Source organism: Microbacterium azadirachtae (assembly GCF_000956505.1).
GTDB lineage: Bacteria > Actinomycetota > Actinomycetes > Actinomycetales > Microbacteriaceae > Microbacterium > Microbacterium azadirachtae_A.
Genome location: NZ_JYIX01000029.1, coordinates 67244 through 93681 on the forward strand (window position 1 = coordinate 67244; position 26438 = coordinate 93681).

The window sequence follows — 26438 nt, forward strand, 5'->3', positions numbered from 1 at the left end:
CCAACAGCACCACTCACCGCCGACACGGTGAACCAAATCCCTTCAGCGACTCAAGGAGGAACGCGATGAGCAGTCCCCGTCGCCCGAACATCGTGTTCGTGCTGACCGACGACCACGCCTCGAATGCGATCGGCTGCTACGGATCGGTCGTGAACACCACGCCCGGCATCGACGCGATCGCGGCGGCCGGGATGCGCTTCGACCGCGCTCTGGTGGAGAACGCGCTGTGCACGCCGAGCCGCGCGGCGTTCCTCACCGGCACCTACAGCCACACCAGCGCCGTCACCACGCTCGCCACGCATCTGACGAACGACCACGAGACCTTCATCACGGCGCTCAAGGCGGCGGGGTACCGCACCGCGATGTTCGGCAAGTGGCACCTCGGCCACGGCCCCGAGCACGATCCCGTGGGCTTCGACCACTGGGAGGTGCTGCCGGATCAGGGCGAGTACTTCGATCCCGAGTTCTTCACGCCGGACGGCCCGGTGCGCCGCGAGGGCTACGTCACCGACATCATCACCGACCACGCGCTGGCGTGGATGGAGGCGCAGGGCGACGAGCCCTACTGCGTGCTGGTGTGGCACAAGGCCCCGCACCGCCCCTGGCTTCCGCATCCGCGGCACGCGGACCTGTTCACGGATCCGATCCCGCTGCCGCCCACCTTCGACGACGACTACGACGGCCGCGGCACCCCCGCGCACCACGCCACGATGCGCATCGCCGACTACCTCACGGACATCGACCTCAAGGAGGATCCGCCCGCCGAGCTCGGCTACGCCGAGCGCGCGGTGTGGAAGTACCAGCGCTACATGCAGGACTACCTGCGCTGCGTCGCTGCGGTGGACGAGGGCGTGCAGGCGCTCACCGACTTCCTTCACGAGAAGGGCCGGTTCGACGACACGGTCACGATCTATGCGTCCGACCAGGGCTTCTACCTCGGCGAGCACGGCTGGTTCGACAAGCGGTTCATGTACGAGGAGTCGCTGCGGATGCCGCTCGTGCTCAGCTACCCTGCCCGCGTCGCGGCCGGCGGGAGCACGGAGGCGCTCGTCTCGAACGTCGACATCGCGCAGACCCTGCTCGACTTCGCCGGGGTCGCAGCGCCCGAGGGCATGCAGGGCCGCAGCCTCGTGGAGCTCCTGACCGCGGCGGATCCGACTCCCGTGCGCGACGCCCACTACTACCGGTTCTACGAGCACGACGATCACATGCACCATGTCTGGGCGCACTACGGCGTGCGCACCGACCGCTACAAGCTGATCTACTACTACGCCGACGGAATGGGGCTGCCCAATACGGGCAACACGTCCTATCCTCCGGAGTGGGAGCTCTTCGACCTCGAGAAGGATCCGTACGAGCTCACCAGCGTGCATCTCGATCCCGCGTACGCCGACATCCGGCGTGAGCTCACCCTGAAGCTGTGGGATCTCCAGCAGGACCTCGGCGATTCCCCCCACCCGCGCCAGCCCGTCCCGGAAGGACGTACTCGATGACCCTCGGCACCGACGCCGCACACTCCGCCGTCCCGAGCGGAGCCGCCCCGCTGCGGTTCGGCGCGAACTACACGCCGTCGAAGGAGTGGATGCACTCCTGGCTCGACCTCGACCTCGAGGTCGTGCGGCGCGACTTCGCCGGGCTCGCCGCGCTCGGACTCGACCATGTGCGGATCTTCCCGCTGTGGCCGGTGCTGCAGCCGAACCGGACCCTCATCCGGGAGAAGGCGGTCGCCGACGTCCGCGCCGTGGTCGACGTCGCCGCCGAGTTCGGCATGGACGCGAGCGTCGACGTGATCCAGGGCCATCTGTCGAGCTTCGACTTCATCCCGTCGTGGCTGTTCACCTGGCACGACAAGAACATGTTCACGCACCCCCAGGCGCTGAGCGGGCAGGTCGCGCTCGTGGAGCGCCTCGGCGAGGCCCTGCACGACGCCCCGAACTTCCTCGGCTTCACGCTCGGCAACGAGGTGAACCAGTTCTCCGCGGCCGTGCACCCGCACCCGTGGCCCGTGACGCCCGATGAGGCCGCGGCCTGGCTCACCGCGCTGCTGGACGCGGCGGAGCGCTCCGCTCCGAGGCTCCCGCACGTGCACAGCGAGTACGACGCGGCCTGGTACATGGACGGCCATGGCTTCGTGCCGGCGCACGCCAGCCGCATCGGCGCCATGACGACCGTGCACTCGTGGATCTTCAACGGCACCGCCCAGCGCTACGGCGGGCGGAGCGCGGCGAGCGACCGGCACGCCGAGTACATGATCGAGCTGTCTCGCGCCTTCGCGACGGATCCGCACCGTCCGGTCTGGCTGCAGGAGGTCGGCGCCCCGTCGAACTGCCTGACCCCCGAGCAGACCCCCGACTTCCTCGAGGCGACGGTGCGTGCGGCGGCGCGCACCGAGAACCTCTGGGGCGTGACCTGGTGGTGCTCCCATGACGTGGGCCGCGAACTCGCCGACTACCCCGAGCTCGAATACTCCCTCGGCCTGATCGACCAGAAGGGCGAGGCCAAGCCCATCGGGCGGCGCTTCGCGGAGATCATCCCCGAGCTGCGCGCGCGGCAGCAGGCGCCGGCCCGCACGACGGCGATCGTGATCGAGGTCGACGCGGACGAGATCCCGGTCAGCCGTGCCGCAATGAGCCCGGGGGGCGCCATCTTCCAGGCGTGGGTGGACGCCTGCGGGTCCGCTCTCGACGTGACCTTCGTCACCTCGCGCACCGCGGCGGATCCGGCCGACCTCGCCGCGCGCGGGATCACCGACCTGATCCGTCCCGATCTGAGCACCGGATCCGGGAGCTACTCCTCCAACAACACCGTCGTCGACGGTGCGGAGGACGCCGCGGAGGTCTCCGCATGACCCGGCCGAACATCGTCGTGATCTACGCCGACGATCTCGGCTACGGCGATGTCGGCTGCTTCGGCGGCGACGACGTCCTCACTCCGCATCTGGACCGGCTGGCCGCACGCGGGGTGCGGCTGACGAACTGGTACTCGAACTCGCCCGTCTGCTCGCCGTCCCGCGCGGCGCTGCTGACGGGGCGCCACCCGGTGCACGCCGGAGTGCAGGAGATCCTCGGCGGGAAGCGCGGCACCGCAGGGCTGCCCGCGCAGCCGACGCTCGCCTCCCGCCTGCAGGACGAGGGGTACCGCACGGGGATCTTCGGCAAGTGGCACCTCGGCACGGGCTCCGGTTACCGCCCGCTCGACCGGGGCTTCGAGCAGCACTTCGGCTTCCTCGCCGGCTGCGTGGACTATTACTCGCACATCTTCTACTGGGGCCAGGGCCAGAACCCGGTACACGACCTGTGGGACGACGAGCGCGAGGTGTACGACAACGGCCGCTACCTCACCGAGGTCATCGCGGAGAAGGCCGCGGACTTCATCGGCGCGAACGCCGCGGATCCGTTCCTCTGCTACGTGCCGTTCAACGCTCCGCACTATCCGATGCACGCACCGAAGGAGTACGTCGACCGCTTCCCGGACCTGCCAGACGATCGCCGCATCATGGCGGCGATGATCGCTGCCATGGACGACGGCGTGGGCCGCATCCTGGATGCGCTCGACGAGGCGGGGATCGCGGACGACACGATCGTGTTCTTCTCGTCTGACAACGGCCCCTCCACCGAGAGTCGCAACTGGCTGAACGGCGAGGAGATCGACTACCAGGGCGGATCCACCGGCGGCCTGCGCGGCAACAAGGGCTCGCTGTACGAGGGCGGGATCAGGGTGCCCGCGATCGTCTCCTGGCCCGGAGCGCTGCCGCGGGGTGCGGAGTGGGCGGAGCCGGGCGCGATGACCGACATCGTGCCCACCGTGCTCGAGGCGATCGGCGCTCCGGCGGCGGACGACGCCGACGGCACGAGCGTGCTGGCCGCGCTCCGCGCGCTCGAACCGCTTCCGGCGGAGCGCACGCTGTTCTGGGAGTACGGTCCTCAGCTGGCCGCCCGCCGCGGGCCCTGGAAGCTCACGACGTCGCCCCGGGAGCACCTCGGCGGGCCGTTCGTGCTCGGCGCCAGCGTCCTCGCGAACCTCGACGAGGATCCGGCCGAGACCGTGGATCTGTCCGCGCAGCACCCCGAGATCGCGGACGCGCTGCGCGCCGAGCTCGAGGAGTGGGCGCGGAGCTTCGGCTGGGATCCGGCGCCCTGGCTGTGAGCGCCGGGCAGGTCAGCCCTGGCCGTTGACCCGCTCGGCCTCCTTGGCCGCGACGATCTTGCGCAGGCCGGAGCTGGAGAACCGGTGGTCGCGACTGTTGAAGTACAGCTCGATCCCGGCCTCTTCGCAGTACGCGCGGCCGGTGAAGTCCCGGTCCTCGTACTCGTCGCCGACGATGCGCACGTCGAGCTTGAAGGAGCGGAGGATGTCCTCGAGGTCCTGCTCGGTCGAGTACGGGACGATCTCGTCGACATACTCGCAGCCGCGCAGCTGGATGTAGCGCTCGACCACCGTCTGGGTGGGAGCGTTCTTCTCCGGGCGGTCCAGGGTGGGATCCATCTGCAGGCCGCAGATGAGGTAGTCGCACTGCCGCTTGGCCTCGGCGAGCATCATGATGTGCCCCGCGTGCAGCAGGTCGAAGGTGGAGAAGGTGATCCCCACGCGCGGCCCCGGGTTGTAGTCCTGGTGCTTCTTCGCGTTCACGGCGTCCGGCGTCATCAGCGAATTCCTCTCGTCGGCCCAGAGCACTCTATCGAACGGGTCGGGACCGTCCCTGGGCGCGCGTTCCATCGCCGCGCCTGCCCGATGCGTCGTTCGCCGCGCGCCGCGGCCGCCGCGTCTCAGCGGCCGGGCGCGGCGGTGCTCTCGCGGATCGTCAGGGCGGGGGCGGTGCCGCGCCGGGACGGCAGCGGATCCGCGGATCCGATCCGCTCCAGCAGGAACGCCGCGGCCTGCTCGCCGAGCGCGAAGGTGTCGCGGGTGAGGCACGTGATCGACGGATGCACCAGCCCGGTCACCACGGAGTCGTCGAAGGAGGCCACCGACAGCGCCTGCGGCACCCCGACGCCCATCTCCTGCGCGACCCTGAGTCCCGCGATCGCCATCACGTCGTTGTCGTAGACGACGGCCGTCGGCCTCGTCGCACGGCTGAGCAGGGTGCGGGTGGCAGCGGTGGCGGCCGCCGGGGAGAAGTCCGTGACGAAGGTCTCGCCCGCGACGTCCCGTGCCGCGAGAGCGGCGAGCACGTCGGCGCGGATGCGGGTGTGCTGGAATTCGGCGGGCCCGGAGACGTAGGCGATCTCGCGGTGCCCGAGCGCGGCGAGGTAGTCGAACAGCGCGTGCGCGGCGGCCTCGTCATCGAGCCAGATGGCGGGAGGATCCCCTGCCGTGTCCCTGCTGCCGATCACCACGGCGGGCAACGGCAGCGAGGGCAGCAGCGCCAGACGCGGGTCGTCGTCGCGCGGATCGATCACGATCACGCCGTCGACCTGATTCGCGCTGCGCCAGCGCCGGTACGTCGCCATCTCCTCCTCGATCGAGGAGACCACGACCAGCTGCAGCGCGACGCCGTGCTGAGCCAGGGCCGACTGCACGCCGGCGATGAGGTCGGTGAAGAAGGCCTCGGTGCCGAGGGTGCGCGCCGGGCGGTTGACCGCGAAGCCGACGACGCCGGCGCGGGATCCGACCAGGGCCCGCGCGGCCGAGCTCGGCTGCCACTGGTGCTCCTCTGCGATGTCGAGGATGCGCTGACGGGTCTGCTCGCTGACGCCGGGGCGCCCGTTCAGCGCGAAGGAGACCGCGCCGGGGGACACTCCCGCGAGCCGGGCGATATCGGCGATGGTGATGCGCTTCGCCTGTGACATAGACTCACCGTACTAGATCGTTTTAGTTGGCCCTGTGGGAGAGGATTCCCCAGGCGTTCTGACATTCTCGCACCGCGAAGGAGCACCCCCGTGCACGAAGAGACCTCGCTCACCGTCGGCCGCGTCACCCGCGTGCTCGGCGAGCGCGTGCGCCCCGCCGTCCACTCCGCCCGCATCCCGCTGGAGATCGCCGCGCACGTCCTGCCCGGCGAGCCGATCCCGGCCGCCGAGGGCATGGCGCTCGAGTACGCGCTGTTCTCGGCCGGGCAGCAGTGGGGTCCCGCGTGGGGCACGACGTGGTTCCGCCTCCGCGGCACCGTGCCGGCCGAGTGGGCGGGCAAGCGCGTCGAGGCGCTCGTCGACCTCGGCTTCGACATCAACATGACCGGCTTCCAGTGCGAGGCCCTCGCCTACCGCACCGGCGCCGACGGCGAGCCGATCCCGGTGAAGAGCCTCAACCCGCGCAACCAGTGGCTGCCGATCACGGAGCGGGCCGAGGGCGAGGAGGCGATCGAGCTGTACCTCGAGGGCGCCTCCAACCCTGTGCTGCTGGACTACCACCCCTTCCTGCCGACGCAGGAAGGCGACATCCTCACCTCATCGCCGGATCCGCTCTACCGCGTGCGGCACATGGACCTCGCGGTCTTCGAGACCGAGGTGTTCGAGCTCTCCCTCGACCTCGAGGTGCTGCTCGACCTGCAGGCAGAGCTCCCCGAGACCAGCCCGCGCCGCATGCGGATCCTGCAGGCGCTCGACGATGCGCTCGACGTGCTCGATCTGCAGCGCATCGTGCAGACCGCGGGCGACGCCAGGGCGCAGCTCGCCGAGGTGCTGGCGGCGCCGGCCGATGCGAGTGCGCACCGCATCGCCGCGATCGGGCACGCGCACATCGACTCCGCCTGGCTGTGGCCGCTGCGCGAGACCGTGCGCAAGGTCGCCCGCACCACCTCGTCGATGACGACCCTGCTCAAGGAGCAGCCGGAGTTCCGCTACGGCATGTCCAGCGCGCAGCAGTACGCCTGGATGAAGGAGCACCGTCCCGAGGTCTACGCCCGGATCAAGGCCGCCGTCGCCGAGGGACGCTTCCTGCCCCTCGGGGGCATGTGGGTCGAATCCGACACCGTCATGCCGACCGGCGAGTCGCTCGTGCGGCAGTTCTCGCACGGACAGCGCTTCTTCGAGAGCGAGTTCGGGATCCGGTCCAAGGGCGTGTGGCTGCCGGACAGCTTCGGCTACTCCCCCGCCCTGCCGCAGCTCATGCGGCGGGCCGGCTTCGAGTGGTTCTTCACGCAGAAGATCTCGTGGAACCAGCGCAACGTGTTCCCGCACCACAGCTTCGACTGGGAGGGCATCGACGGGTCGCGGATCTTCACGCACTTCCCGCCGATGGACACCTACAACTCGCAGCTGAGCGGCATGGAGGTCGCCAAGGCCTCGCGCCAGTTCAAGGAGAACCGCGTCGCGACGCGCTCGATCGCCCCGGTGGGCTGGGGCGACGGCGGCGGCGGCACGACCCGCGAGATGACCGGCAAGGCCTCCCGCCTCGCCTCGCTCGAGGGATCCGCCCAGGTGGAGTGGATCCACCCCGACGAGTTCTTCGACGCCGCCAAGGCGGAGCTTCCGGATCCGGCCGTCTGGGTCGGTGAGCTGTACCTCGAGCTGCATCGCGGGACGCTCACGAGCCAGCACGCCACGAAGGCGCTGCACCGCTGGGCGGAGCAGGCGCTCATCGAAGCCGAGCTGTGGGCGTCGACCGCGGCCGTGCGCCTCGGCGCGACGTATCCGCACGACGAGCTCGACCGGCTGTGGCAGACGGTGCTGCTGCACGAGTTCCACGACATCCTCCCCGGCACCTCGATCGCGTGGGTGCACCGCGAGGCGGTCTCGGTGCTCTCCGGAGTGCTCGACGAGGCCCGCGCGCTGTCCGAGGCTGCCCGCGCTGCGCTCGCCGGTTCCGGGGACGTGGAGCTCGTCTTCACCCCGACCTCGGTCGGCGGCGGATGCGCGCTCGGCGCCGCCGCGCGCCGGTCCCCGAGCGTCCTTCGTCTCGCTTCGCTCGCTCAGGAACCGGACACCGACGAGACGAAGGGCATCTCCCTCACCGAGTCCACCGACGGCTTCCGTCTCGAGAACGACCTCGTCGCAGTCACGGTCTCCCCCGAGGGCCTCATCGTCTCCGCCCTGGACAAGGCCTCGGGCCGGGAGACGATCCCCGCGGGCAAGCCTGCGAACCTGTTCCAGCTGCACCAGGACTTCCCGAACATGTGGGACGCGTGGGACATCGACAGGTTCTACCGCAACCGCGTGGACGACCTCGTGGCGGTGTCGTCGATCTCGGCGTCCGTCGAAGACGGCGTCGCGACGATCGTCGTCGAGCGGCCGTTCTCGGAGTCCTCCCTGCGGCAGACGATCACCCTGCGTCCTGGATCCCGTACGGTCCTGCTCCGCAACGAGATCGACTGGCACGAGACGGAGAAGCTGCTCAAGCTCGCCTTCCCGCTCGAGGTGTTCGCCCGCGAGACGGCCGCCGAGACGCAGTTCGGCTTCCAGCGCAGGGTCACGCATGTGAACACGAGCTGGGAGGCCGCGAAGTTCGAGACCTCGATGCACCGCTTCGTGCTGGTGCAGGAGGACGGCGGCTTCGGCGCCGCGCTCGTGAACGACTCGATCTACGGCTTCGACACCACGCGCGACGTGGACGGAGACGACGTCACCACGACCGTGCGCCTGTCGCTGCTGCGCGCCCCGCGCTTCCCCGACCCCGACACCGATCACGGGCGGCACGAGATCCAGGTGGGCCTGGTGATCGGCGCCGACGCCGAGATCGCGACCGCGGAGGGCATCGCGCTGAACGCGCCGTCGACCGTCGTCCGCGGCGCGAACGAGGTGGAGCCGCTGGTCGCCGTGTCCGGTGAGGGCATCGTGGTGTCGAGCGTGAAGCTCGCCGACGACCGCTCCGGAGACGTGATCGTGCGCGTCTACGAGTCGCTCGGACGGCGCACGTCCGGATCCCTGTCGGTCGGCTTCGCACACAGCGGGATCCGCGAGGTCTCGCTCATCGAAGACGAACTGGAGTCACCGCGCACCGGTGAGACGCTGTCCCTGCGCCCCTTCGAGGTCCGCACGCTCCGCATCGCCCGGGCCTGACGCGCGCTGGGCTCGCGCGCTGGCTCGCCCGCCCCACTCCCGCCGAGACCCCCTCGCAGCACCGACGCCCCCTCCCACTAACGCACCCCAGAGGGGGCGTCGGTGCGCAGAGGGGGCGTCGGCGTATCTGGACGCGGTCCGGGAGCCGTCGTGACGCGGCGCGAGGGGGCGGCTCAGCCCAGGACGCGAGTGAAGGCGTCGCGGCTGATGCCCTGCTCCAGGATCCGCGCGGACCACTCGCGGGCGCTGTGCAGGCTGTGGTCGCGGTAGTTGCCGCACTCCACAGCGCTCACGCCGGGGACGTCGCTCCACTCCGCCTTCTCGGCGATGAAGCGCAGGCTGTCGGTGATCGCGTCCACGAGCGCCGGGACCTCGGGGCGACCCCACATGATGAGGTGGAACCCGGTGCGGCAGCCGAACGGCGAGATGTCGATCACGCCGTCGACGCGGTCGCGCAGCAGCGAGGCCAGCAGGTGCTCGATCGTGTGCAGGCCGGCGGTGGGGATCTCGCCCTCGTTCGGCTGCACGAAGCGCACGTCGAAGTTGGAGATCTCGTCGCCGCGCGGCCCCTGCTCGACGCCGATCAGGCGCACATAGGGCGCGTTGACGGCGGTGTGGTCCAGGGTGAAGCTCTCGACCTCGGCCATGCGGATCTCCTTCGTGTGGCGGATGGATGACGGGGCCGGATCCGGCCCGGATCCGAGGCTACCCCGCCGACCCGCGACGGGGGCCCTCGTCCGCAACACGATGACGGAGCGGCGGGATCACGTGCCTTACTGGGCCGCGGACGGATACACGGGAACGGGCCCCGGCTCCGTGCGGGAACCGAGCACGATCGCGACGATGCCGAGGAATGCGACCGCGAGCGGATTGAGCAGAGAGAGCACGTCGAACACCTGGAAGAGCGGGACGACGTTCTCCCCGGATGCCAGAAGCGGCGACCAGAAAGGCGCGATCGGCAGTGCCCTTGCGAGGGCGACGGCGGCCAGCGCCCAGAGCGGCGCCCAGTTCCAGGGACGGGGCACGACCCCGATCCGGCCTATCTGCACCACGGCGGTGATGGCGAGCAGCAGCATCACCGATTGAGTCACGGGGAAGACGAGCTCGAGGGGAGACGGGGAGTTCCGCAACGGCATCTCCCGCTGCGGGGGAGGTGCGAGCACGGAGTAGACGAACGACTGCGACATCATGACCACGACCAGCCCGATCACAGCCCCGGTGCCGAGCGGTCGGCGCGCGGTCACGCTCCCGGCCCGACCGATCCCGACGGCCAAGACGAGAGCCCCCAGCGCGAAGAGCGGGTCGATCAGCGAGGACAGCACGAAGAGCCGCCCCTGGGCGGCGAGCATGGCGGTCGCCGACGCGACCAGCAGCACTCCCCCGAGCACCCACGTGCGCCGGCGCTGCACTGCTGCTCCGGATCCGGGGTCCACGGTGACCATGCCCCGACCCTACCCCCGAGCGCGGCAGAGCCCGCCGCCCGGCATCCCGGACCGCGGACTCTGCGCTCGAGCCGGCCGCCTCAGCGAGTGCGGATCCCCGCGAAGAACGCGCGGACGTCGCCGGCGAGCAGGTCGGGGCGCTCCAGCGCGGCGAAGTGGCCGCCCTCGTCGAAGCGGCTCCAGTGCACGATGTTGTCGTTGTCGCGCTCGGCGAAGACGCGGATCGTCTGGAAGTCGTCCTTGAAGACGGCGACGCCGGTGGGCGCGCGGTTCACCTGCGGCTCGGCCTGCGCCTGCGCGTTCTCGAAGTAGCTGCGACTCATGCCCGCCGCCGCGTTCGCGAACCAGTTCACGCTGACCTCGAGCAGGATCTTCTCCAGCGGCACGAGGGAGGTGCCGTTGCCGAAGCTGTTGAACAACTCGCTGTACGCGAGCAGGCCGATCGGGGAATCGCTGAGCCCGACCGCGACCGTCTGCGGGCGGGAGGCGTTCATCGTGTTGTAGCCGCCCACCGACTGGAACCACTGCATGTGCTCGAGTCCGGCGTAGTCGGCGGGCTCGAGACGCTCGAACTCGCTCGGGTCTCCCGAGGGGAAAGAGAACAGCTGCAGCACGTGCAGGCCGAGGAAGCCCTCCGGGGCGAGCAGACCGATCTCGCGCGCGACCATCGCGCCGTTGTCGGATCCGTGCACGCCGTAGCTCTCGTAGCCGAGCCCCCGCATGAGCGCGTCGTACGCCCTGGCCACGCGCGCCATCGTCCATCCCGACGCGGTCACCGGCTGCGAGAAGCCGTAGCCCGGCGCATCGGGGACCACGACGTCGAAGGCGTCCTCCGTGCGGCCGCCATAGGCCACCGGGTCGACGAGGCGGTCGATCACGTCGAGGTAGTCGACCGAGGATCCGGGGTAGGTGTGCGCGAGCAGCAGGGGCGTCGCCCCCTCGTGCGCCGAGCGCACGTGGATGAAGTGGATGTCCTGGCCGTCGATCTCGGCGACGAAGTGCGGGAAGGCGTTGATGCGCGCCTCGGCGGCGCGCCAGTCGAAGGCGCGCCACGCGGCGAGCGCCTCGCGGAGGTAGTCGTTGGGGGTGCCGGTGGTCCAGTCGTCGGCGGGGGCCGGCTGCGGCAGGCGGGTGCGCGTCAGGCGATCCTGCAGGTCGGCGACTTCGGCGTCGGTGACGGAGACGGTGAACGGGCGGGGGGCGAGGGCTGCGGTGTTGTTCATGTCTCCGACACTATGAGCCAATTAGGCTGGATTCGTTCCTAATGAATCGCACCGATGGGAGATCCCGTGACCGGCCCTTCCGCGCGGCTCCTCGCGCTGCTCTCGCTGCTGCAGACCGGATCCGCGCGCACCGGCACGGAGCTCGCCGAGCGCCTCGGCGTGAGCGGCCGCACGGTGCGCGCCGACATCGAGCGGCTGCGCGAACTCGGCTATCCGGTGGATGCGACGCGCGGCGCGGTCGGCGGCTATCGCCTGGGCGCGGGCGGATCCCTCCCTCCTCTCCTGCTCGACGACGAGGAGGCCGTCGCGGTGACCGTCGGCCTGCAGGCCGCCGCGGGCATCGCCGGCATCGAGGACGTCCGCGCCAGGGCGCTCGCCAAGATCGAGCAGGTGCTCCCGGCGCATCTGCGGCCCACCGTGGAGGCGCTCGGATCCACCGTCGACCGCGGACAGGAGAACGTCGGCACCGACGCGCCGGATCCCGAGGTCGATCCCGCCGCGCTGCGGGCCGTCGCCGCGGCGATCCGCGACACCGAATGGCTGCGCTTCGACTACGAGGACGCGCCCGTACTGGTCGAGCCGTACCGGCTGCTGAGCTGGCAGCGACGGTGGCACCTCGTCGCCCGTGACCCGCAGGACGGATCCTGGGGCACCTACCGGGTGGATTGGATGACGCTGCGGATGCCGACACGACGGCCGTTCACGCCGCAGCCGCTCGCGGGCGGCGACTACACGGCCTTCGCGATGCGGACGATCGCGGCGAGCGGGTGGAAGGTGCATGCGCGACTGCGCGTGGACGCCCCCGCGCAGAGCGTGCTCGACCGCATCAACCCCACCGTCGGCGTGGTCGAACCGCTCGACGCCGACCACTGCGTCCTGGTGACCGGCGCCGACAGCCTCGATACCGTCGCCGCGTACATCGGGATGCTGATGATGGACTTCACCGTGGAGAGCCCGCCCGAGCTGATCCCCCGGCTGCGCCTGCTGTCCGAGCGCTACGCCAGGGCCGTCGCGGGATCCTGACGTACGGGACCCGATCCGGATCCTGAGCATCCGTCGCGGGAAGGGTCAGAAGGTGGAAAACACCGCGGGGAACCCCCTCCGAGCGGCCTTTTCCATCCCGTATCGGCTCGTCCCACGCGCATGAGATGGAAAACGCCGCCGCGAGCGCCTTCCGAGCTGCCTTTTCCATCTCTCCGGATCCGGATCCGGATCCGGCGTCGGGGCCGGTCAGCGTCCGTAGCGCCCGACGATCTCCTCGGTGAGCGGAGGCCAGATCCGCTTGTGCTCCTCGCCGAACGGCACCCCGGAGAGGAACGCCGCCGCGATATCGCGCGACCGGTCGATGAACAGGAAGCTGCCGAGGGCGCCGAAGTGGCCGGCGGTCTCGGGCGGGAACTCGTCGCTCAGCCAGTGCGGACTCTTGACGCCCTTGAGTTCGAAACCGAGGCCCCACTGGTTGTCCGGGTAGGAGCCGTAGCCGGGGACGAGGCCGCGCAGCCCCTGATGCGAGACGGTGAGCGCGAGATCGCGCAGCGCGGCAGGGATGAGCGTGGGACGCAGCACCTCACGGCCGAAGATCAGCAGATCCTCGATCGAGGAGGACGCCCCGGCCGACGGGCGGCCCGTCACGTCGGTGCGGTCCATGCCGAGCGGAAGCGTCACCTCGCGCAGCATCCAGTCCGAGAACTCCATGCCCACGGCGTCGGCGACATGCGCGGCGAGCGCGTCGAACCCGGCGTTGGAGTAGATGCGCCGCTCGCCAGGGGCCTTCTGCGGCTCGGAACCCTCCATCGGCAGACCACTGGTGTGGTCGAGCAGGTTCAGCACGGTCGAGCCCGCGGGCCGCGCCGGCTCGTCCAGATCCACGAGCCCGCGCTCGACCGCGACGAGGGCACCCCACGCGGTCAGCGGCTTCGTCACGGACGCCAGGGGAAGCACCGTCTGCGGATCGCCCTGTACCGCGAGCGTCGCGTCGGGACCGGTGACCCCGACGAGGGCGGTGTGCGGGAAGCCGTCGGTCGCGGCGAAGGTCGTCGTCTCCACGGATCCATAGTCCCATGGGGCCGATGCCCTCCTCCGCCTTCCGCCCTCCGCGAGACACCAGATCCCGCACGAGACACCAGGGCTGACGTGGTGTTTGATGCAGGATCTGGTTTCTCGCCGAGTCTGTAGGCTGACCGCTCGACGAGCACGAGTGAGACGAGGACCTTCTTGAGCAGCGACCTACTCCCGCGGGGAGTCCGTCCGGCCACCCCCGCCGACCTGGACGAGATGACTCGAATCCTCACCGCGTCCTTCCTGGACGATCCGGTGTGGGGCCCTTCGTTCCCCGACCGCGCGACGCGTCCGCAGGTGGCCGGCGCGTACTGGCGGTTCATGGTTGGGGAGGCGCTGCGCTTCTCCGAGTCGCGGGTGCTCGACATCGCGCTCGACGGTCCGGCCGAAGCCGTCGAGCGCGGAACTCTTCGTGCGGTCTCCGTCTGGTACCCGCCGGGCGAGGACGAGATCTCGGCGGAGGCCCACCCCGCCTACGACGCCCTGGTCGGCGACCTGCTCGACGCGGAGGCCGCCGCCGCATTGGAACGGGCCGGCGCGCAGTTCGCAGAGGCCCGGCCGAGCGAGCCGCACGCCTACCTGACCCTGCTCGGCGTAGCCCCCGAGGCACGCGGCGGAGGATACGGCATGGGGCTGCTCCGGGCGGCGCTCGCCCGCTATGACGAGGCGGGGATCCCCACCTACCTGGAGTCGTCGAACCCGGCGAACGACGTGCGCTACGAGAGGCTCGGATACCGCCCGCACGCTCTGGTGGAGCTCGCCGGCGGCGCGCGGGTGCAGACATACTGGCGGGCCCCGCAGGCGGCAGGCTGACTCGCCGCCCGGCTAGCAGTGAGGGAGTAGGACGCTTTGGGCGCCGAGTGCACGGGAAGCCGTCGAGTGCGCGGCGTGGTCGCGTGAACTTCCGGTGCCCTCGGGGCGATGCCGTGCACTCGACGAGCGGTGCTGCGCCGATGTCACACTTCCGCGCCGGCCGGTGTCTCCATGTTCGAAGGCACGAGAACCGTGCCGCAGAAGGAGCAGATCATGACGATTCAGGCCCGCATCCCCGCGACCGAGGTGACCGGACTGTACGGCGCCGTGGTGAAGTTCGCCACGAAGAAGATGTTCGGCCGGGTGCCCGACTCGATCGGGGTGCTCTGGCACCACCGGCCGGTCTTCACCGACATGATGAACTTCGGCCGCAAGACCGAGAAGTGGCACGAGCTCGACAAGAGCCTGTCGACGCTGGCCGCCATGACGGCGGCGGCGACCGTCGGCTGCAGCTTCTGCCTCGACCTGCACTACTTCATGGCCCACGACAAGGGGCTCGACGAGGAGAAGGCCCGCGAGGTGCCGATCTGGCGCGAGTCCTCCCGGTTCACGCGCCGGGAGCGGCTCGTGATGGAGTACGCCGAGGCGATGAGCCTGACGCCGCCCGCCGTCACCGACGAGCTCTCCGACGCGCTGCTCGCGGAGCTGGGCGCCCCTGCGCTGCTCGAGCTCGCCGCGAAGGTCGGCTACCTCAACGCGACGGCCCGATCCAACATCGCGCTCGGGATCCACTCCGACGGATTCGCGGACGCGTGCGGTCTTGCGCCCCTGGCCACGCGGAGCGAAACCCGCGTAACGTCGCAGGCATGAGCGACGCGAGCCGGCCGGCGCCCGAGGATCCGTTCGTCACGCACCGCGGCCTGTTGTTCACGGTCGCGTACGAGATGCTCGGGTCCGCTGCCGACGCCGAGGACGTGCTGCAGGAATCCTGGCTGCGCTGGTCCGCCGACGACCGCGGCGATGTGCTCGACCCTCGCGCCTACCTGGTGCGGATCGTCACGCGGCAGGCGCTCAATCAGCTGCGGACGGCCTCGCGCCGGCGCGAGGAGTACGTCGGGCCCTGGCTGCCGGAGCCCCTGCGCACCACGCCGGACGTCGCGGACGACGTGGTGCTCGCCGAGAGCGTCTCGCTCGCGATGCTGACCGTGCTCGAGACCCTCGGGCCGACCGAGCGCGCGGTGTTCGTCCTGCGCGAGGTGTTCGACGTCCCGTTCGACGAGATCGCCGAGGCCGTGGGCAAGACGCCCGCGACGGTGCGGCAGATCGCGCACCGCGCCCGCGACCATGTGGCCGCCCGCCGTCCGCGCGTCGCCGTCGACGCCTCCGAGCACGACCGCGTCGTGGAGCGCTTCATCGCGGTCATGAACTCGGGCGACGTGCAATCGCTCATGGACGTGCTCGCGCCCGACGTGGTTGCCGTGACCGACAGCGGCGGACTCGTCCGGCATGCCGCTCGGCGGCCGCTGCACGGCGCAGAGCGCGTCGTGGCGTTCCTGCGGGGCAGCATCGCGAAGCTCGATATGGCCTTCGCGGTGGTGCCCCTGCGCGTCAACGGCATGCTCGGCGCGGGGATCCAGGTCGGGGGCGAACTGCTCGCCGCCGTGAGTTTCGCGGTCGAGGACGGTCGCATCACCCGGGTGTTCTCGGTCGCCAATCCGGAGAAGCTCTCGGGCCTCGGCGCCGAGGCACCGCTCGCCCGCTGACCTGCGGCACTACTCGGCCGGTCCGCGATATCGGTTGCCGCGCGGTCGTCGCCCCTGCCCCGCCCGAGGTTCACGGCGAGCGCGCTCCTCGCTGCGTTCGATGCCCAGCAGTGCGACGACGCATCCCGCCATCACCACGACGATGGCACGGGTCGCCCACAGCATCGGCACGGATCGCACGGTGACGTCCTCGATCGGGAGGCCGAACACGACGCCCAGCATCGCGGGACCCGACCCCCGCCCCGGGGCCCATCCATGGGTGTCCAGGGCCAGCATGGCCGTCACGCCGGAGACGGCGACGAGGAGCAGCAGGATCATGACGAGAAGGACGCGCGGCGACGTGCGCCCGCGTCGCCGCGTCAGGGCGTGCAGCACGACCGCCACCGGCCACAGCACGATCATGCCCACGAGGATGCCGAGCAGCTCGGCCAGCGGCACGAGGAGCAGCGCGAACAGCAGGGCGGATCCCAGCCCTTCGGCGTATCCGTCCTGCACCGTGATCGCCACGGCGCAGGGAAGGCCGGCGGCCAGCACCAGACCTCCGGCACCCCACGCCGCCGCACGCGCAGTGACGGGGAAGCCGGTCAGGGCGAGCGCGGTGACGACCGCCGCGACCAGCGCCGACGGGATCCCCCCGAGGACCATCAGCCGCGTGGACTCCGGATCCTCCGCGCCACGCAGGGCGAACACGACGACGGCGCATCCGAGTGCCAGCGCGATCCCGAGAGCGAGGACGATGACGACGGTGCGCGGACGCGACGGCGCCCCTGCCGAGACCCCCGGCAGGGGCGCCGCCGACGTCATGATCAGGCGCCCTTCAGACGCTCCGAGAGGTAGGCGTCGAGCTCGGCCAGCGGCACGCGCTCCTGCGCCATGGTGTCGCGGTCGCGCACGGTCACGGCGTCGTCGTCGAGCGAGTCGAAGTCGATCGTGACGCAGAACGGGGTGCCGATCTCGTCCTGGCGGCGGTAGCGTCGCCCGATCGCGCCGGCGTCGTCGAAGTCGATCGCCCAGTGACCGCGGAGCTTGTCGGCGACCTCGCGGGCGAGCGGCGACAGGCGCTCGTTGCGCGAGAGCGGCAGCACCGCGACCTTGACCGGGGCGAGGCGCGGGTCGAGCTTCAGCACGGTGCGCACATCGGTGCCGCCCTTGGCGTTCGGCACCTCCTCCTCGACGTAGGCGTCCACGAGGAACGCCATCATCGAGCGGGTGAGGCCGAACGAGGGCTCGATCACGTACGGGATGTACTTCTCGCCCGATGCCTGATCGAAGTAGCTGAGCGACGAGCCGGAGGCCTCGCTGTGGCTGGACAGGTCGTAGTCGGTGCGGTTCGCGACGCCCATGAGCTCGCCCCACTCCTTGCCGGCGAACCCGAAGCGGTACTCGACGTCGATCGTGCCGGCCGAGTAGTGGGCGCGATCATCCTCCGGCACGTCGAACTGGCGCATGTTCTCAGGGCTGATCCCGAGGTCGATGAACCAGTCCCAGCACTCCTGCACCCAGTGCTCGAACCACTCCTGCGCCTCGGCGGGCGGCACGAAGTACTCGATCTCCATCTGCTCGAACTCGCGCGTACGGAAGATGAAGTTGCCGGGGGTGATCTCGTTGCGGAACGCCTTGCCGACCTGGCCGATGCCGAAGGGCGGCTTCTTGCGGCTCGCGGTGAGCACGTTCGAGAAGTTCACGAAGATGCCCTGCGCGGTCTCGGGGCGCAGGAAGTACACGCCCGACTCGTCGTCCACCACGCCGAGGTAGGTCTTCACCAGGCCAGAGAACGCCTTCGGCTCGGTGTACTGGCCCTTCGTGCCGCAGTTCGGGCAGGGCACGTCGGCCAAGCCGTTCTCGGCGGGGCGGCCCTTGCGGGCCTCGAAGTCCTCGATGAGGGTGTCGGCGCGGAACCGCTTGTGGCACTGCAGGCACTCGACGAGCGGATCCGTGAACGTCGCGACGTGGCCGGAAGCCTCCCACACGCGCTTGGGGAGGATGATCGACGAGTCGAGGCCGACCATGTCGCCCCGGCCGCGCACGAAGGTCTGCCACCACTGCCGCCGGATGTTCTCCTTGAGCTCGGTGCCGAGGGGGCCGTAGTCCCAGGCCGAGCGGGAACCGCCGTAGATCTCACCCGCTTGGAACACGAACCCGCGGTGGCGGGCGAGGGCGATGACCTTGTCAAGACGGGACTGTTCGGCCACGGTGGCTCCAATGGTCGCGATGATGCGGGGAATGCGCACGAAGAGGCGCAGATCAATCCTATCGGTGCCCTCTGGAGCGCGAGAGGGCACCGAAGGCGGCACCGCTCGCGACCGATGTCGGAGGTCGGTGACACCATGGCTGCCATGGAACAACGAGCGAGCTTCATCACCCTGGCCGTCGCGGATGTCGCGCGCAGCAGGGCCTTCTACGTGGACGGTCTCGGATGGCAGCCGATCTTCGAAGCCGATGAGGTCCTGATGCTCCCCGTCGCGGAACGGATGATCCTCTCGCTGTGGAGCGTGGAAGGGTTCACCGCGGAGATCGGCGCACCGCCCGCCCCCGGCATCGCCCCGCTCACGCTGGCGCACAACGTGGCGACCGACGCCGAGGTCGACGCGGTGCTCGCCGAGGCGGCCGCGCTGGGCGCTCCCGTCACGCCTGCCGTACGCCGCGACTGGGGCGGCTATTCCGGCTACTTCGCCGATCCTGACGGATTCCGGTGGGAGATCGCGATGAACCCCGACGAGACCGGGGCGTTCGTGCTGGCACCCCGGAGCTGACCCGTCCCGATCCCCGACCTGCGATGGTGCGGCTTACCCTGGAATGATGAGCACTGCACAGGAAGCCCGCCCGCACGGCGAACGCGACACCCGGTTCTTCGGGCAGCCGTGGGCCCTCGCCCACCTGTTCGGGGTCGAGATGTGGGAGCGGTTCAGCTTCTACGGCATGCAGGGCATCCTGCTCATCTACCTGTACTACTCCGTCACCGACGGAGGACTCGGGCTCGACAAGGCCGTGGCGGGGGGCATCGTCGGCGCCTACGGCGGCTCCGTCTACTTGGCGACGATCCTCGGCGCCTGGATCGCCGACCGGCTCCTCGGATCCGAGCGCACGCTGTTCTACAGCGCGATCGTGATCATGGCGGGACACATCGCCCTCGCGCTGCTGCCGGGCGTCGCCGGCGTCGGCGTCGGCCTGGTGCTTGTCGCGATCGGGTCCGGCGGGCTCAAGGCCAATGCGACCTCCGTGGTCGGCACGCTCTACCCGGCCGAGGATCCGCGGCGCGACGCCGGGTTCTCGCTGTTCTACCTGGGCATCAACCTCGGCGGGTTCTTCGGGCCGATCCTCACCGGCCTGCTGCAATCGACCCTGGGCTTCCACTTCGGCTTCGGCCTCGCCGCGATCGGCATGGCCGCCGGCCTGGCGCAGTACTCGTTCGGGCGCCGCAAGCTGCCCGCGGAGGCGCATCGCATCGCGAACCCGCTACCGCGGAACCGCTACGCGACGGCGGTCATCATCGCGATCGCCGGAGGGCTGATCCTCGTCGCGCTCGTGCTGACCGGGGTCATCACGGCGGACAACCTCGCCACGGTCGTGATCATCGCGGCCACGGTCGCGGCGGTCGCCTACTTCGCGGTGATCCTCACGAGCCGCCGTATCAACGCGACCGAGCGGTCCCGGGTGTGGGGCTTCCTGCCGCTGTTCATCACGAGCGTGGCTTTCTGGTCGCTGTACCAGCAGCAGTTCACCGTGCTGACCGTGTACTCGGACGAGCGCCTGAACCGCGACCTGTTCGGCTGGGAGATGCCGGTCTCGTGGGTGCAGTCGATCAACCCGGTCTTCATCATCGTGCTGTCGGGGGTGTTCGCCGCGATCTGGACGAAGCTCGGCGCCCGCCAACCGTCGACCCCGGTGAAGTTCGCGCTCGGTGCGATCATCATGGGAGCCGCGTTCCTGCTGTTCCTGCCGTTCGCCGGCGGGGCCGCGAACTCCACTCCGCTGCTGGCGATCATCGGGATCCTGTTCGTCTTCACGGTCGCCGAACTGCTTCTCTCGCCGATCGGCCTGTCCGCAGCAACGAAACTCGCCCCGTCCGCGTTCCACACGCAGATGGTGGCGCTGTTCTTCCTTTCGGTCTCGCTCGGCACCGCGATCTCGGGCTGGCTCGTGCAGTTCTACGACCCGCACAACGAGGTCCCGTACTTCTCGATCCTCGGCGCGATCGCGATCGTCGTCGGCATCGGCCTGCTGGTGTCGGCCAAGCCCGTGCTCGCGCTCATGAAGGGCGTGCGCTGACGACGTGAGGCGGGCCTCGGAGCGCACTCCCCGTTTGGGGCGCACCCTCCCGTTGTGGGGCGCGTCCGGTCAGGAATTCCCGGCCTAACGCGCCCCAAACCGGCGAGGTGCGCCCCGAGCCCGGCTCCACCTCCGTGGCTCAGGCCCCGCGCCTCGGGTTCAGGCCCGCGCGGCCACGCTCTCCAGATACGTGCCGTCGGCGAGCTGGTCCAGGAGCGGGCGCGCGGTCGGAGTCCAGCCGAGCTCGGCCCGTGCCTTGGCACCCGAGGCCTGCTCGTCGAGGAGGAGCGCGTCGGCGAACGCCTCGCCGAGCCGCGCGCGCGTCTGCTCGACGCTCTCGGCGCGGACGCCCTCCGCCACGTCGAATCCGAACGCGATCGCTTCGCCGATCTCGCGGATCGTCGGGTTCTGCCCGGAGGCGCCGATGTAGGTCTCTCCCGCGCGGCCGCTCTCGAGCGCGAGCACGTACAGTGCCGCGAGGTCGTCGACATCGACGCTGGTCCAGTGCTGGCTGCCGTCGCCGATCAGGAGCACTCCCCCGTCGGTCGCGTCGGTGTGGATCCGCACCAGGCCGCCGCCGCGTCCGTAGACCGCGGCGGGCGCGACGACCGTGCCGCGGATGCCGGAGGCGCCGAGCACCTTCGCCTCTCCGGCGCCGCGCCAGGCGGTGAGGGCCGGCCGGTCGATCGGAGTCTGCTCCGTGATGTCGCTCGCCGTGCCGTAGCTCCAGATCCCGCCCGTGTGCACGAACGGCTTGCCCGTGCCCTCGAGCGCACCGAGCACGGCGTCGATGAACGCGGCATCGCCTTCGGGGGTCGAGGCCGTGTGGATGACGCCGTCCGCGGCGACCGCGGCCTCCGCCACGAGCACGGAATCCGCGACGTCACCGATGAGGGCGGTCGCCCCGACCGCCTCCACAGCGCTCGCCTTCGCCGCATCTCGGACGAGGGCGGTCACGGTGTGGCCCTCCGCGAGCAGCCGATCGAGGACGGAAGTGCCGATGTAGCCGGTCGCGCCGGTGAGAAGAACCTTCATACCCTTCGCGAACGCCGCACCCGCGCGGATATTCCCCGACCCGGATCCGCTGCCCGCGGTCGGCCGTGAGCCGTCACGCGTCCGGGGGGTCAGCCGTCCGTGCGACGGAGAGCGGCAGTATCCACGTCGCGCACGGCGGTGAGCCCGGCGAGCCCCAGCGTGACGTCGAGCTCGGCGAGCACGTTGCGGATGACCTCGCGCACGCCCGTCTCACCGGCGATCCCGAGTCCGTACGCGTAGGGGCGTCCGAGCGCGACCATGGTCGCGCCGAGGGCGAGGGCGATGAAGGCGTCCGCCCCGCCGCGAACCCCGGAGTCGAAGACGACCGGGACGCGTCCGGCGACCCGCTCCACGATCGCCGGCAGTACATCCAGCGTCGGCACGGACTGGTCGATCTGACGGCCACCGTGGTTCGACACCCACACGCCATCGAGCCCCTCATCGACCGCGCGCGCGGCGTCGTCGGGATGCACGATGCCCTTGAGGATCAGCGGAAGCGAGGTCCACGTCCGCGCCTTCGCCAGGTCGTCCCAGGTGAGGGCCGGGGTCGAGAAGACGTCGAGGAAGGTCTCGACCGCCAACCGGGGCAGCGGCGAGCGCAGGTTCCCGCGCAGGCTCGGGGATCCGGTGACCGCGGCGCCGTTGCGCGCGATCGAGATCCCCGCGGCGATCGTCTTCGGGGTGACCCGCACCTTGGATCCGCCGGTCGAGGATCCTGCCCTCGCTCGGACGAGTTCCCGGAACACCGGATCCGACGTGTACTGGGCGATGCCCATGCCCCGCGTGAACGGCAGGTAGCCGAGGTCGAGGTCGCGCGTGCGCCAGCCCAGCAGATGCGTGTCGAGGGTGACCACGATCGCCTCGGCGCCGGCGGCTTCGGCGCGACGAAGCAGCGAGGCGTTGAGCTCGTCGGACGCGGACCAGTACAGCTGGAACAGCCGCGCACCTTCTGGCACCGACCCCGCGACGCGCTCCATCGGTACCGAGGCCTGGTTCGACAGCACGTATGGCACGCCCATCGCGGCGGCCGCCCGGGCGACGGCCAGATCGGCGTCGGGGTGCGCAAGCTCCATGACCCCGAGCGGGGCGAGCAGGAGCGGAGTGGGCCGGTCGACACCGAGGAAACGCGCGCCGAGGTCGCGCACGGAGACGTCCCGCAGCGGACGCGGCCACACCTGCCAGCGCGCGAACGCGGCGCGGTTCGCGGCGACCGTGCGCTCGGCTCCTGCTCCGCCTGCGATGTAGGCGAACGCCTCGGGGCTGAGCGCCGCACGGGCCGCTTCCTCAAGCGCGCCCGGCTGGGTCGGCACCGCGGGCCGGGCGCCGCTCACGCCCGCGCGATAGACGTCGGACTGGGCCCGCCGCGCGATCCCGCGCGCCGCGGCCGGGTCATCCGGAGCAGCGACAGCACCGACCATGAGACCTCCTCGTCCACTCACGCTCAGGCTAGCCTGCACCCCGGACACAGTGGGATCCTCGCACTCGGACGACATCGACGTCCGCGACTGGTTTGGGGCGGATCCCTCCGCTTTGGGGCGCAGAACGACCGAGATGAGCGGCGTAGCGCGCCCCAAAACGACAGGATGCGCCCCAAACGAAGGAGCCTGACCCCGGGAGGAGAACAACTCGCACCGGCAGGATCCGATGATCGGACGACGACGCAACCGGGTTTGGGGCGGGCCCCTCCGTTTTGGGGCGCAGAACGACCGAGTTGAGCGGCGTAGCGCGCCCCAAAACGACGAGATGCGCCCCAAAACCGAGGTAGTGGAGCTGAAAGCCCCCAAACCGGCGGAGTGCGCCCCAAAACCGAGGTAGTCGCGCCCCAACCCAACAGGACACGCCCAAACTCAGAAGGCAGCGCCGGCCCGAACCTACCGGGTGATCGTGCGTCCGTCGGGGTCGCCGGGGCCGTGCGGACGCAGGCGTGCGGGGAGCGGCCACGCGAGGGCGTAGCGCTGCGTCGGCGGGCGTTGCATGTCGCCGAAGTCGTCGATCTTGACCGTGATCCGGCCCTCTCCCTCGGGCACGACCTCGACGATCTGCACCCGCAGCGGCCCCTCGGCCTCGCCCTCGAGGACCCACGGATCCGCGAGCCACCGGATCCCGTGTTCCTCGAGCGCGGCCTCGGCATCGAGCCAGTCGATCTCGCCGGTGAGCTCGCGGCCGAGCACGTCGACGGCGAGCCAGTCGGCGCCTTCCGGCCGGATCCAGCCCAGGAGTTCGCCGTCCTCGCGGCGATGCGGGGTCCAGTCTGCGGGGATCATCCGGCGAGCTTAACCGACGCCCCGCGGACGTCCCTCGTCTCGCCCCGCTCGTCCCTCGTCTCGCTCCGCTCGCTCGGGAACCGAAAGGGAACGCCCGCCCCGGCACAGGCCAGGGCGAGCGTCGCTTCACGCCAGGAGGGTCACCAGATCGTGACGCGCTCCTCGGGGGCGAGCCACAGCTTGTCCGACTCGGTCACGTCGAACGCCTCGTAGAAGGCGTCGATGTTGCGGAGGATCTGGTTGCAGCGGAACTCGTTGGGCGAGTGCGGGTCGATCGTGAGCAGGCGGATCGTCTCGGCCTCGCGGCTCTTCTGCTGCCACACCTGCGCCCACGACAGCAGCAGGCGCTGTACGCCGGTCAGGCCGTCGATGACGGGTGCCTCCGCACCGCCGAGAGCGATCTCGTACGCCTTCAGTGCGATGCCGAGGCCGCCGAGGTCGCCGATGTTCTCGCCGATCGTGAGGGCGCCGTTCACGTGGTGCTCGGCACTCAGCCCCTCCGGCACGAGCGCCTCGTATTGCGCGATGAGCGACGTGGTGCGCTTCTCGAACGCGGCGCGGTCATCGTCGGTCCACCAGTCCTGCAGCTTGCCGTCGCCGTCGTAGCGGCTGCCCTGGTCGTCGAAGCCGTGTCCGATCTCGTGACCGATGACGGATCCGATCCCGCCGTAGTTGGCCGCCGCATCGCGCCCTGCATCGAAGAACGGGTACTGCAGGATCGCCGCGGGGAACACGATCTCGTTCATGAGCGGGTTGTAGTACGCGTTCACCATCTGCGGAGGCATGAACCACTCGTCGCGGTCGATGGCCTTGCCCACCTTGCCGATCGTGCGGTCGTGCTCGAACCGCGCAGCGCGACCGGCGTTGCCGATGAGGTCGCCCGCGTCGACCGTCACGGTCGAGTAGTCGCGCCACACCTTCGGGTGCCCGATCTTGGGCGTGAACGTGTCGAGCTTGGCGAGCGCCTTCTCCCGGGTCTCCGGACTCATCCACTCGAGCGTGGTGATCGACTGCCGGTAGGCCTCGAGCAGGTTGCCGATGAGCTCGCCCATCGCCTGCTCCGCGGCCGGCGGGTAGTGCCGCTCGACGTAGACCTTGCCGACCGCGTCGCCGAGCGCGCCCTCGACGAGCGAGACGCCGCGCTTCCAGCGCTCCCGGATCGTGGGGACGCCGGTGAGCTCGGTGCCGTAGAAGGAGAAGTTCTCCTGCACGATGTCATCCGTGAGGTAGGCGGCGAGGCCGTGCACGACCTTGGCGCGCAGCCACGCCTTCCAGTCCTCCAGGCGCTCTGCGGTGAGCAGGGATCCGAGCCCCTCGAAGAAGCTCGGCTGGTAGACGACGGCCTCGGCGAAGGCGTCGGCTCCCGCGGGACCGGCGACCGCGTCGCGCCAGGAGGCGAGGTCGACGCCGACGAGCGTCTGGAACTCGTCCCAGCTCTTCAGGTTGTAGGTCTTGACCGCGTCGCGGCTCTCCACGTTGTCCCAGTGGTGCCCCGCGATGTCGTGCTCGAGCGCGAAGGCGCGGTCGGCCTGGCCTGCGGCGTCGGCGACACCGCCGAGGGTCAGGATCCGCTCGAGGTGCGCCCGGTAGGCCGCACGCGTGGCCTCGAAGCTGTCGAGGCGGTAGTAGCTCTCATCGGGCAGCGAGATTCCCGCCTGCACCACGAACGGCACATAGCGCTCCGGGTTGCCGGGGTCCGGTTCCACGAACACTCCGATGAGCGCCGCGAGGCCCTGACGGTCGAAGGATCCGATCGTCGCGAGGAACTCGTCGATCGTGGTGATCGCGTCGACCGCGGCGAGCGGCTCGGCCAGAGGGGCGGTGCCGAGCGCGGCGATGCGCTCGGTGTCCATGAAGCTCGTGAACAGGTCGCCGATCTTGCGCGCCTCCGTGCCGGGCTCCGCGTCCTGCGCCTCCTCGATGATCGCACGGACGTCCTTCTCAGACTGATCGGCGAGGAGGTGGAAGGATCCCCAGCGCGCCTTGTCGGCAGGGATCTCGGTCGTGGAGAGGAACGTGTGGTTCACGTGCCGGTAGAGGTCGTCCTGAGGGCGGATCGCGGGGTCGAAGTCGCCGATGGCGAGGCCGGAGGGAAGAACGTCGGTCATGAGGCCCAGCCTATGCGCCGGGACCGACGGACTCGCCGATCCGGCGCAGGATCAGGAGCAGGAGGCAGGAGCCAAGACCACAAGAACCGCTCAGGCCTCCAGGAGCGCCTTGGCCTTGTCGAGCGCGGCCATCTCGCCGTCCATGCTCTTCTGCACCGGCCCGCCCATCAGCAGCTTCTTCAGCCCGCCCAGCTCGACGGACAGCGTGAATGCGACACGCGTGCCCCGCTCGGTCTCGTCGAACGCGTAGCTGCCGACCGGACGCACAGGGCCGGCGATCGTCGCGAACGCGTAGCGATGCGGCGCGGCGTACTCCGTGATGCGAATGTCGGCGTCGATCGACCGTCCGCCGGGGCCCGCGACCACCTGGTGCACGGTCGTCCCGACGCCGGGGGCGCCCTGCGCCTGCATCTCCTTGACGCCCGCTCGCCAGGTCGGATCCTTGCTCGGATCGGTGAAGAACGCGAAGACGGTCTCGATGGGTGCGGCGATCTCGATCGTCCGGGATGCGGTGGGCATGAGCCCAGTATCCCGCCCGGATCGGTCGCGGTACAGGGCCGGGACGAGGGGATCCGAAAGGGCGTCGA

General features: G+C 70.3%; 23 protein-coding genes. 10 read left to right on the top strand and 13 right to left on the bottom strand.

The genetic code is table 11. The annotated features are described in order from the left end of the window. The first annotated feature begins 65 nt into the window (after positions 1–65). From RS86_RS05235 to RS86_RS05245, 3 genes are read left to right on the top strand one after another with little or no spacing between them, the layout of a single operon-like run. Positions 66–1493, top strand: coding sequence for a sulfatase (locus RS86_RS05235; protein WP_045271159.1), 1428 nt, complete (start codon positions 66–68; stop codon positions 1491–1493). After that, a complete protein-coding gene (locus tag RS86_RS05240) occupies positions 1490–2848 on the top strand; it encodes a glycoside hydrolase 5 family protein (protein WP_045271160.1) in 1359 nt (452 codons plus the stop codon). Before RS86_RS05235 ends, RS86_RS05240 begins: the two co-directional genes overlap by 4 nt. Further along, entirely contained in the window at positions 2845–4146 is a 1302-nt protein-coding gene (locus tag RS86_RS05245; RefSeq protein ID WP_045271161.1) for a sulfatase, read from the top strand. Before RS86_RS05240 ends, RS86_RS05245 begins: the two co-directional genes overlap by 4 nt. A 12-nt stretch (positions 4147–4158) precedes the next feature. Here RS86_RS05245 and RS86_RS05250 read toward each other — a convergent pair whose 3' ends face one another. Both RS86_RS05250 and RS86_RS05255 read right to left on the bottom strand, forming a co-directional pair. Next, the gene (locus RS86_RS05250; RefSeq protein WP_045271162.1) at positions 4159–4644 is read right to left on the bottom strand and encodes an adenylyltransferase/cytidyltransferase family protein; all 486 of its coding nucleotides are present in this window, start codon (positions 4642–4644) and stop codon (positions 4159–4161) included. A 122-nt stretch (positions 4645–4766) separates the two neighbouring features. Beyond that, positions 4767–5789: a LacI family DNA-binding transcriptional regulator gene (locus tag RS86_RS05255; protein ID WP_045271163.1), complete on the bottom strand. Its 1023-nt coding sequence runs from the start codon at positions 5787–5789 to the stop codon at positions 4767–4769. A 90-nt stretch (positions 5790–5879) separates the two neighbouring features. On the opposite strand from RS86_RS05255, the gene RS86_RS05260 reads away from it, so the two are divergent. Beyond that, the gene (locus tag RS86_RS05260; protein ID WP_045271164.1) at positions 5880–8936 is read left to right on the top strand and encodes an alpha-mannosidase; all 3057 of its coding nucleotides are present in this window, start codon (positions 5880–5882) and stop codon (positions 8934–8936) included. A 173-nt stretch (positions 8937–9109) separates the two neighbouring features. On the opposite strand, the gene RS86_RS05265 is transcribed toward RS86_RS05260, so the two are convergent. From RS86_RS05265 to RS86_RS05275, 3 genes are all read right to left on the bottom strand, one after another. Further along, entirely contained in the window at positions 9110–9583 is a 474-nt protein-coding gene (locus RS86_RS05265; RefSeq protein ID WP_045271165.1) for an S-ribosylhomocysteine lyase, read from the bottom strand. 126 nt (positions 9584–9709) lie between these two features. Next, positions 9710–10378: a hypothetical protein gene (locus tag RS86_RS05270; protein WP_045271166.1), complete on the bottom strand. Its 669-nt coding sequence runs from the start codon at positions 10376–10378 to the stop codon at positions 9710–9712. A gap of 80 nt (positions 10379–10458) precedes the next feature. Further along, positions 10459–11601: an epoxide hydrolase family protein gene (locus RS86_RS05275; RefSeq protein WP_045271167.1), complete on the bottom strand. Its 1143-nt coding sequence runs from the start codon at positions 11599–11601 to the stop codon at positions 10459–10461. Positions 11602–11667: 66 nt separating this feature from the next. Here RS86_RS05275 and RS86_RS05280 point away from each other — a divergent pair, with 66 nt between their 5' ends. Then, positions 11668–12624 carry a helix-turn-helix transcriptional regulator gene (locus RS86_RS05280; RefSeq protein WP_152642078.1) on the top strand — a complete coding sequence of 319 codons (957 nt, stop codon included), beginning with the start codon at positions 11668–11670 and terminating at the stop codon, positions 12622–12624. Positions 12625–12831: 207 nt separating this feature from the next. Here RS86_RS05280 and RS86_RS05285 read toward each other — a convergent pair whose 3' ends face one another. Next, positions 12832–13647 (bottom strand): serine hydrolase domain-containing protein, encoded by an 816-nt coding sequence (locus RS86_RS05285; protein ID WP_045271169.1) that lies wholly within the window; start codon positions 13645–13647, stop codon positions 12832–12834. Between the two features lie 228 nt (positions 13648–13875). Between RS86_RS05285 and RS86_RS05290 the strand changes: the two genes are divergently transcribed. From RS86_RS05290 to RS86_RS05300, 3 genes are all read left to right on the top strand, one after another. Continuing rightward, the gene (locus RS86_RS05290) at positions 13876–14472 is read left to right on the top strand and encodes a GNAT family N-acetyltransferase (RefSeq protein WP_045271170.1); all 597 of its coding nucleotides are present in this window, start codon (positions 13876–13878) and stop codon (positions 14470–14472) included. A gap of 213 nt (positions 14473–14685) precedes the next feature. Beyond that, positions 14686–15282, top strand: a complete 597-nt coding sequence (locus RS86_RS05295) for a carboxymuconolactone decarboxylase family protein (protein WP_045271243.1) — start codon at positions 14686–14688, stop codon at positions 15280–15282. Then, positions 15279–16175: an RNA polymerase sigma-70 factor gene (locus RS86_RS05300; protein WP_045271171.1), complete on the top strand. Its 897-nt coding sequence runs from the start codon at positions 15279–15281 to the stop codon at positions 16173–16175. The genes RS86_RS05295 and RS86_RS05300 overlap by 4 nt, the downstream gene beginning before the upstream one ends. 9 nt (positions 16176–16184) lie before the next feature. Here the strand turns inward: RS86_RS05300 and RS86_RS05305 are convergent, their stop codons facing one another. Continuing rightward, complete coding sequence (locus RS86_RS05305) at positions 16185–16979, bottom strand: hypothetical protein (RefSeq protein ID WP_045271172.1); 795 nt, start codon at positions 16977–16979, stop codon at positions 16185–16187. Between the two features lie 2 nt (positions 16980–16981). Continuing rightward, entirely contained in the window at positions 16982–18367 is a 1386-nt protein-coding gene (locus tag RS86_RS05310; RefSeq protein ID WP_045271244.1) for a glycine--tRNA ligase, read from the bottom strand. 144 nt (positions 18368–18511) lie between these two features. Between RS86_RS05310 and RS86_RS05315 the strand changes: the two genes are divergently transcribed. Both RS86_RS05315 and RS86_RS05320 read left to right on the top strand, forming a co-directional pair. Beyond that, positions 18512–18928: a VOC family protein gene (locus tag RS86_RS05315; protein ID WP_045271245.1), complete on the top strand. Its 417-nt coding sequence runs from the start codon at positions 18512–18514 to the stop codon at positions 18926–18928. A gap of 46 nt (positions 18929–18974) precedes the next feature. Further along, the gene (locus RS86_RS05320; protein WP_152642079.1) at positions 18975–20444 is read left to right on the top strand and encodes a peptide MFS transporter; all 1470 of its coding nucleotides are present in this window, start codon (positions 18975–18977) and stop codon (positions 20442–20444) included. A 159-nt stretch (positions 20445–20603) separates the two neighbouring features. Here RS86_RS05320 and RS86_RS05325 read toward each other — a convergent pair whose 3' ends face one another. The 5 genes from RS86_RS05325 to RS86_RS05345 all read right to left on the bottom strand — a co-directional run bounded on the left by RS86_RS05325 (position 20604) and on the right by RS86_RS05345 (position 26370). Continuing rightward, positions 20604–21479 carry an NAD-dependent epimerase/dehydratase family protein gene (locus tag RS86_RS05325; RefSeq protein WP_045271174.1) on the bottom strand — a complete coding sequence of 292 codons (876 nt, stop codon included), beginning with the start codon at positions 21477–21479 and terminating at the stop codon, positions 20604–20606. A gap of 89 nt (positions 21480–21568) precedes the next feature. Further along, positions 21569–22897, bottom strand: a complete 1329-nt coding sequence (locus tag RS86_RS05330) for an alpha-hydroxy-acid oxidizing protein (protein ID WP_045271175.1) — start codon at positions 22895–22897, stop codon at positions 21569–21571. A gap of 453 nt (positions 22898–23350) precedes the next feature. After that, positions 23351–23743: a hypothetical protein gene (locus RS86_RS05335; protein ID WP_045271176.1), complete on the bottom strand. Its 393-nt coding sequence runs from the start codon at positions 23741–23743 to the stop codon at positions 23351–23353. A gap of 140 nt (positions 23744–23883) precedes the next feature. Next, positions 23884–25851, bottom strand: coding sequence for a M13 family metallopeptidase (locus RS86_RS05340; RefSeq protein WP_082076585.1), 1968 nt, complete (start codon positions 25849–25851; stop codon positions 23884–23886). 90 nt (positions 25852–25941) lie between these two features. Then, positions 25942–26370 (bottom strand): SRPBCC family protein, encoded by a 429-nt coding sequence (locus RS86_RS05345; protein ID WP_045271178.1) that lies wholly within the window; start codon positions 26368–26370, stop codon positions 25942–25944. Positions 26371–26438: the final 68 nt, after the last annotated feature.

What these genes read in the sequence shown, in the direction of transcription:
- RS86_RS05340 (WP_082076585.1), bottom strand. Translation starts at nt 25,851, where the DNA reads ATGACCGACGTTCTTCCCTCCGGCCTCGCCATCGGCGACTTCGACCCC.
- RS86_RS05315 (WP_045271245.1), top strand. Translation starts at nt 18,512, where the DNA reads ATGGAACAACGAGCGAGCTTCATCACCCTGGCCGTCGCGGATGTCGCG.
- RS86_RS05290 (WP_045271170.1), top strand. Translation starts at nt 13,876, where the DNA reads ATGACTCGAATCCTCACCGCGTCCTTCCTGGACGATCCGGTGTGGGGC.
- RS86_RS05330 (WP_045271175.1), bottom strand. Translation starts at nt 22,897, where the DNA reads ATGGTCGGTGCTGTCGCTGCTCCGGATGACCCGGCCGCGGCGCGCGGG.
- RS86_RS05305 (WP_045271172.1), bottom strand. Translation starts at nt 16,979, where the DNA reads ATGACGTCGGCGGCGCCCCTGCCGGGGGTCTCGGCAGGGGCGCCGTCG.
- RS86_RS05325 (WP_045271174.1), bottom strand. Translation starts at nt 21,479, where the DNA reads ATGAAGGTTCTTCTCACCGGCGCGACCGGCTACATCGGCACTTCCGTC.
- RS86_RS05345 (WP_045271178.1), bottom strand. Translation starts at nt 26,370, where the DNA reads ATGCCCACCGCATCCCGGACGATCGAGATCGCCGCACCCATCGAGACC.
- RS86_RS05320 (WP_152642079.1), top strand. Translation starts at nt 18,975, where the DNA reads ATGAGCACTGCACAGGAAGCCCGCCCGCACGGCGAACGCGACACCCGG.
- RS86_RS05265 (WP_045271165.1), bottom strand. Translation starts at nt 9,583, where the DNA reads ATGGCCGAGGTCGAGAGCTTCACCCTGGACCACACCGCCGTCAACGCG.
- RS86_RS05275 (WP_045271167.1), bottom strand. Translation starts at nt 11,601, where the DNA reads ATGAACAACACCGCAGCCCTCGCCCCCCGCCCGTTCACCGTCTCCGTC.
- RS86_RS05300 (WP_045271171.1), top strand. Translation starts at nt 15,279, where the DNA reads ATGAGCGACGCGAGCCGGCCGGCGCCCGAGGATCCGTTCGTCACGCAC.
- RS86_RS05250 (WP_045271162.1), bottom strand. Translation starts at nt 4,644, where the DNA reads ATGACGCCGGACGCCGTGAACGCGAAGAAGCACCAGGACTACAACCCG.
- RS86_RS05295 (WP_045271243.1), top strand. Translation starts at nt 14,686, where the DNA reads ATGACGATTCAGGCCCGCATCCCCGCGACCGAGGTGACCGGACTGTAC.
- RS86_RS05245 (WP_045271161.1), top strand. Translation starts at nt 2,845, where the DNA reads ATGACCCGGCCGAACATCGTCGTGATCTACGCCGACGATCTCGGCTAC.
- RS86_RS05270 (WP_045271166.1), bottom strand. Translation starts at nt 10,378, where the DNA reads ATGGTCACCGTGGACCCCGGATCCGGAGCAGCAGTGCAGCGCCGGCGC.
- RS86_RS05255 (WP_045271163.1), bottom strand. Translation starts at nt 5,789, where the DNA reads ATGTCACAGGCGAAGCGCATCACCATCGCCGATATCGCCCGGCTCGCG.
- RS86_RS05335 (WP_045271176.1), bottom strand. Translation starts at nt 23,743, where the DNA reads ATGATCCCCGCAGACTGGACCCCGCATCGCCGCGAGGACGGCGAACTC.
- RS86_RS05235 (WP_045271159.1), top strand. Translation starts at nt 66, where the DNA reads ATGAGCAGTCCCCGTCGCCCGAACATCGTGTTCGTGCTGACCGACGAC.
- RS86_RS05240 (WP_045271160.1), top strand. Translation starts at nt 1,490, where the DNA reads ATGACCCTCGGCACCGACGCCGCACACTCCGCCGTCCCGAGCGGAGCC.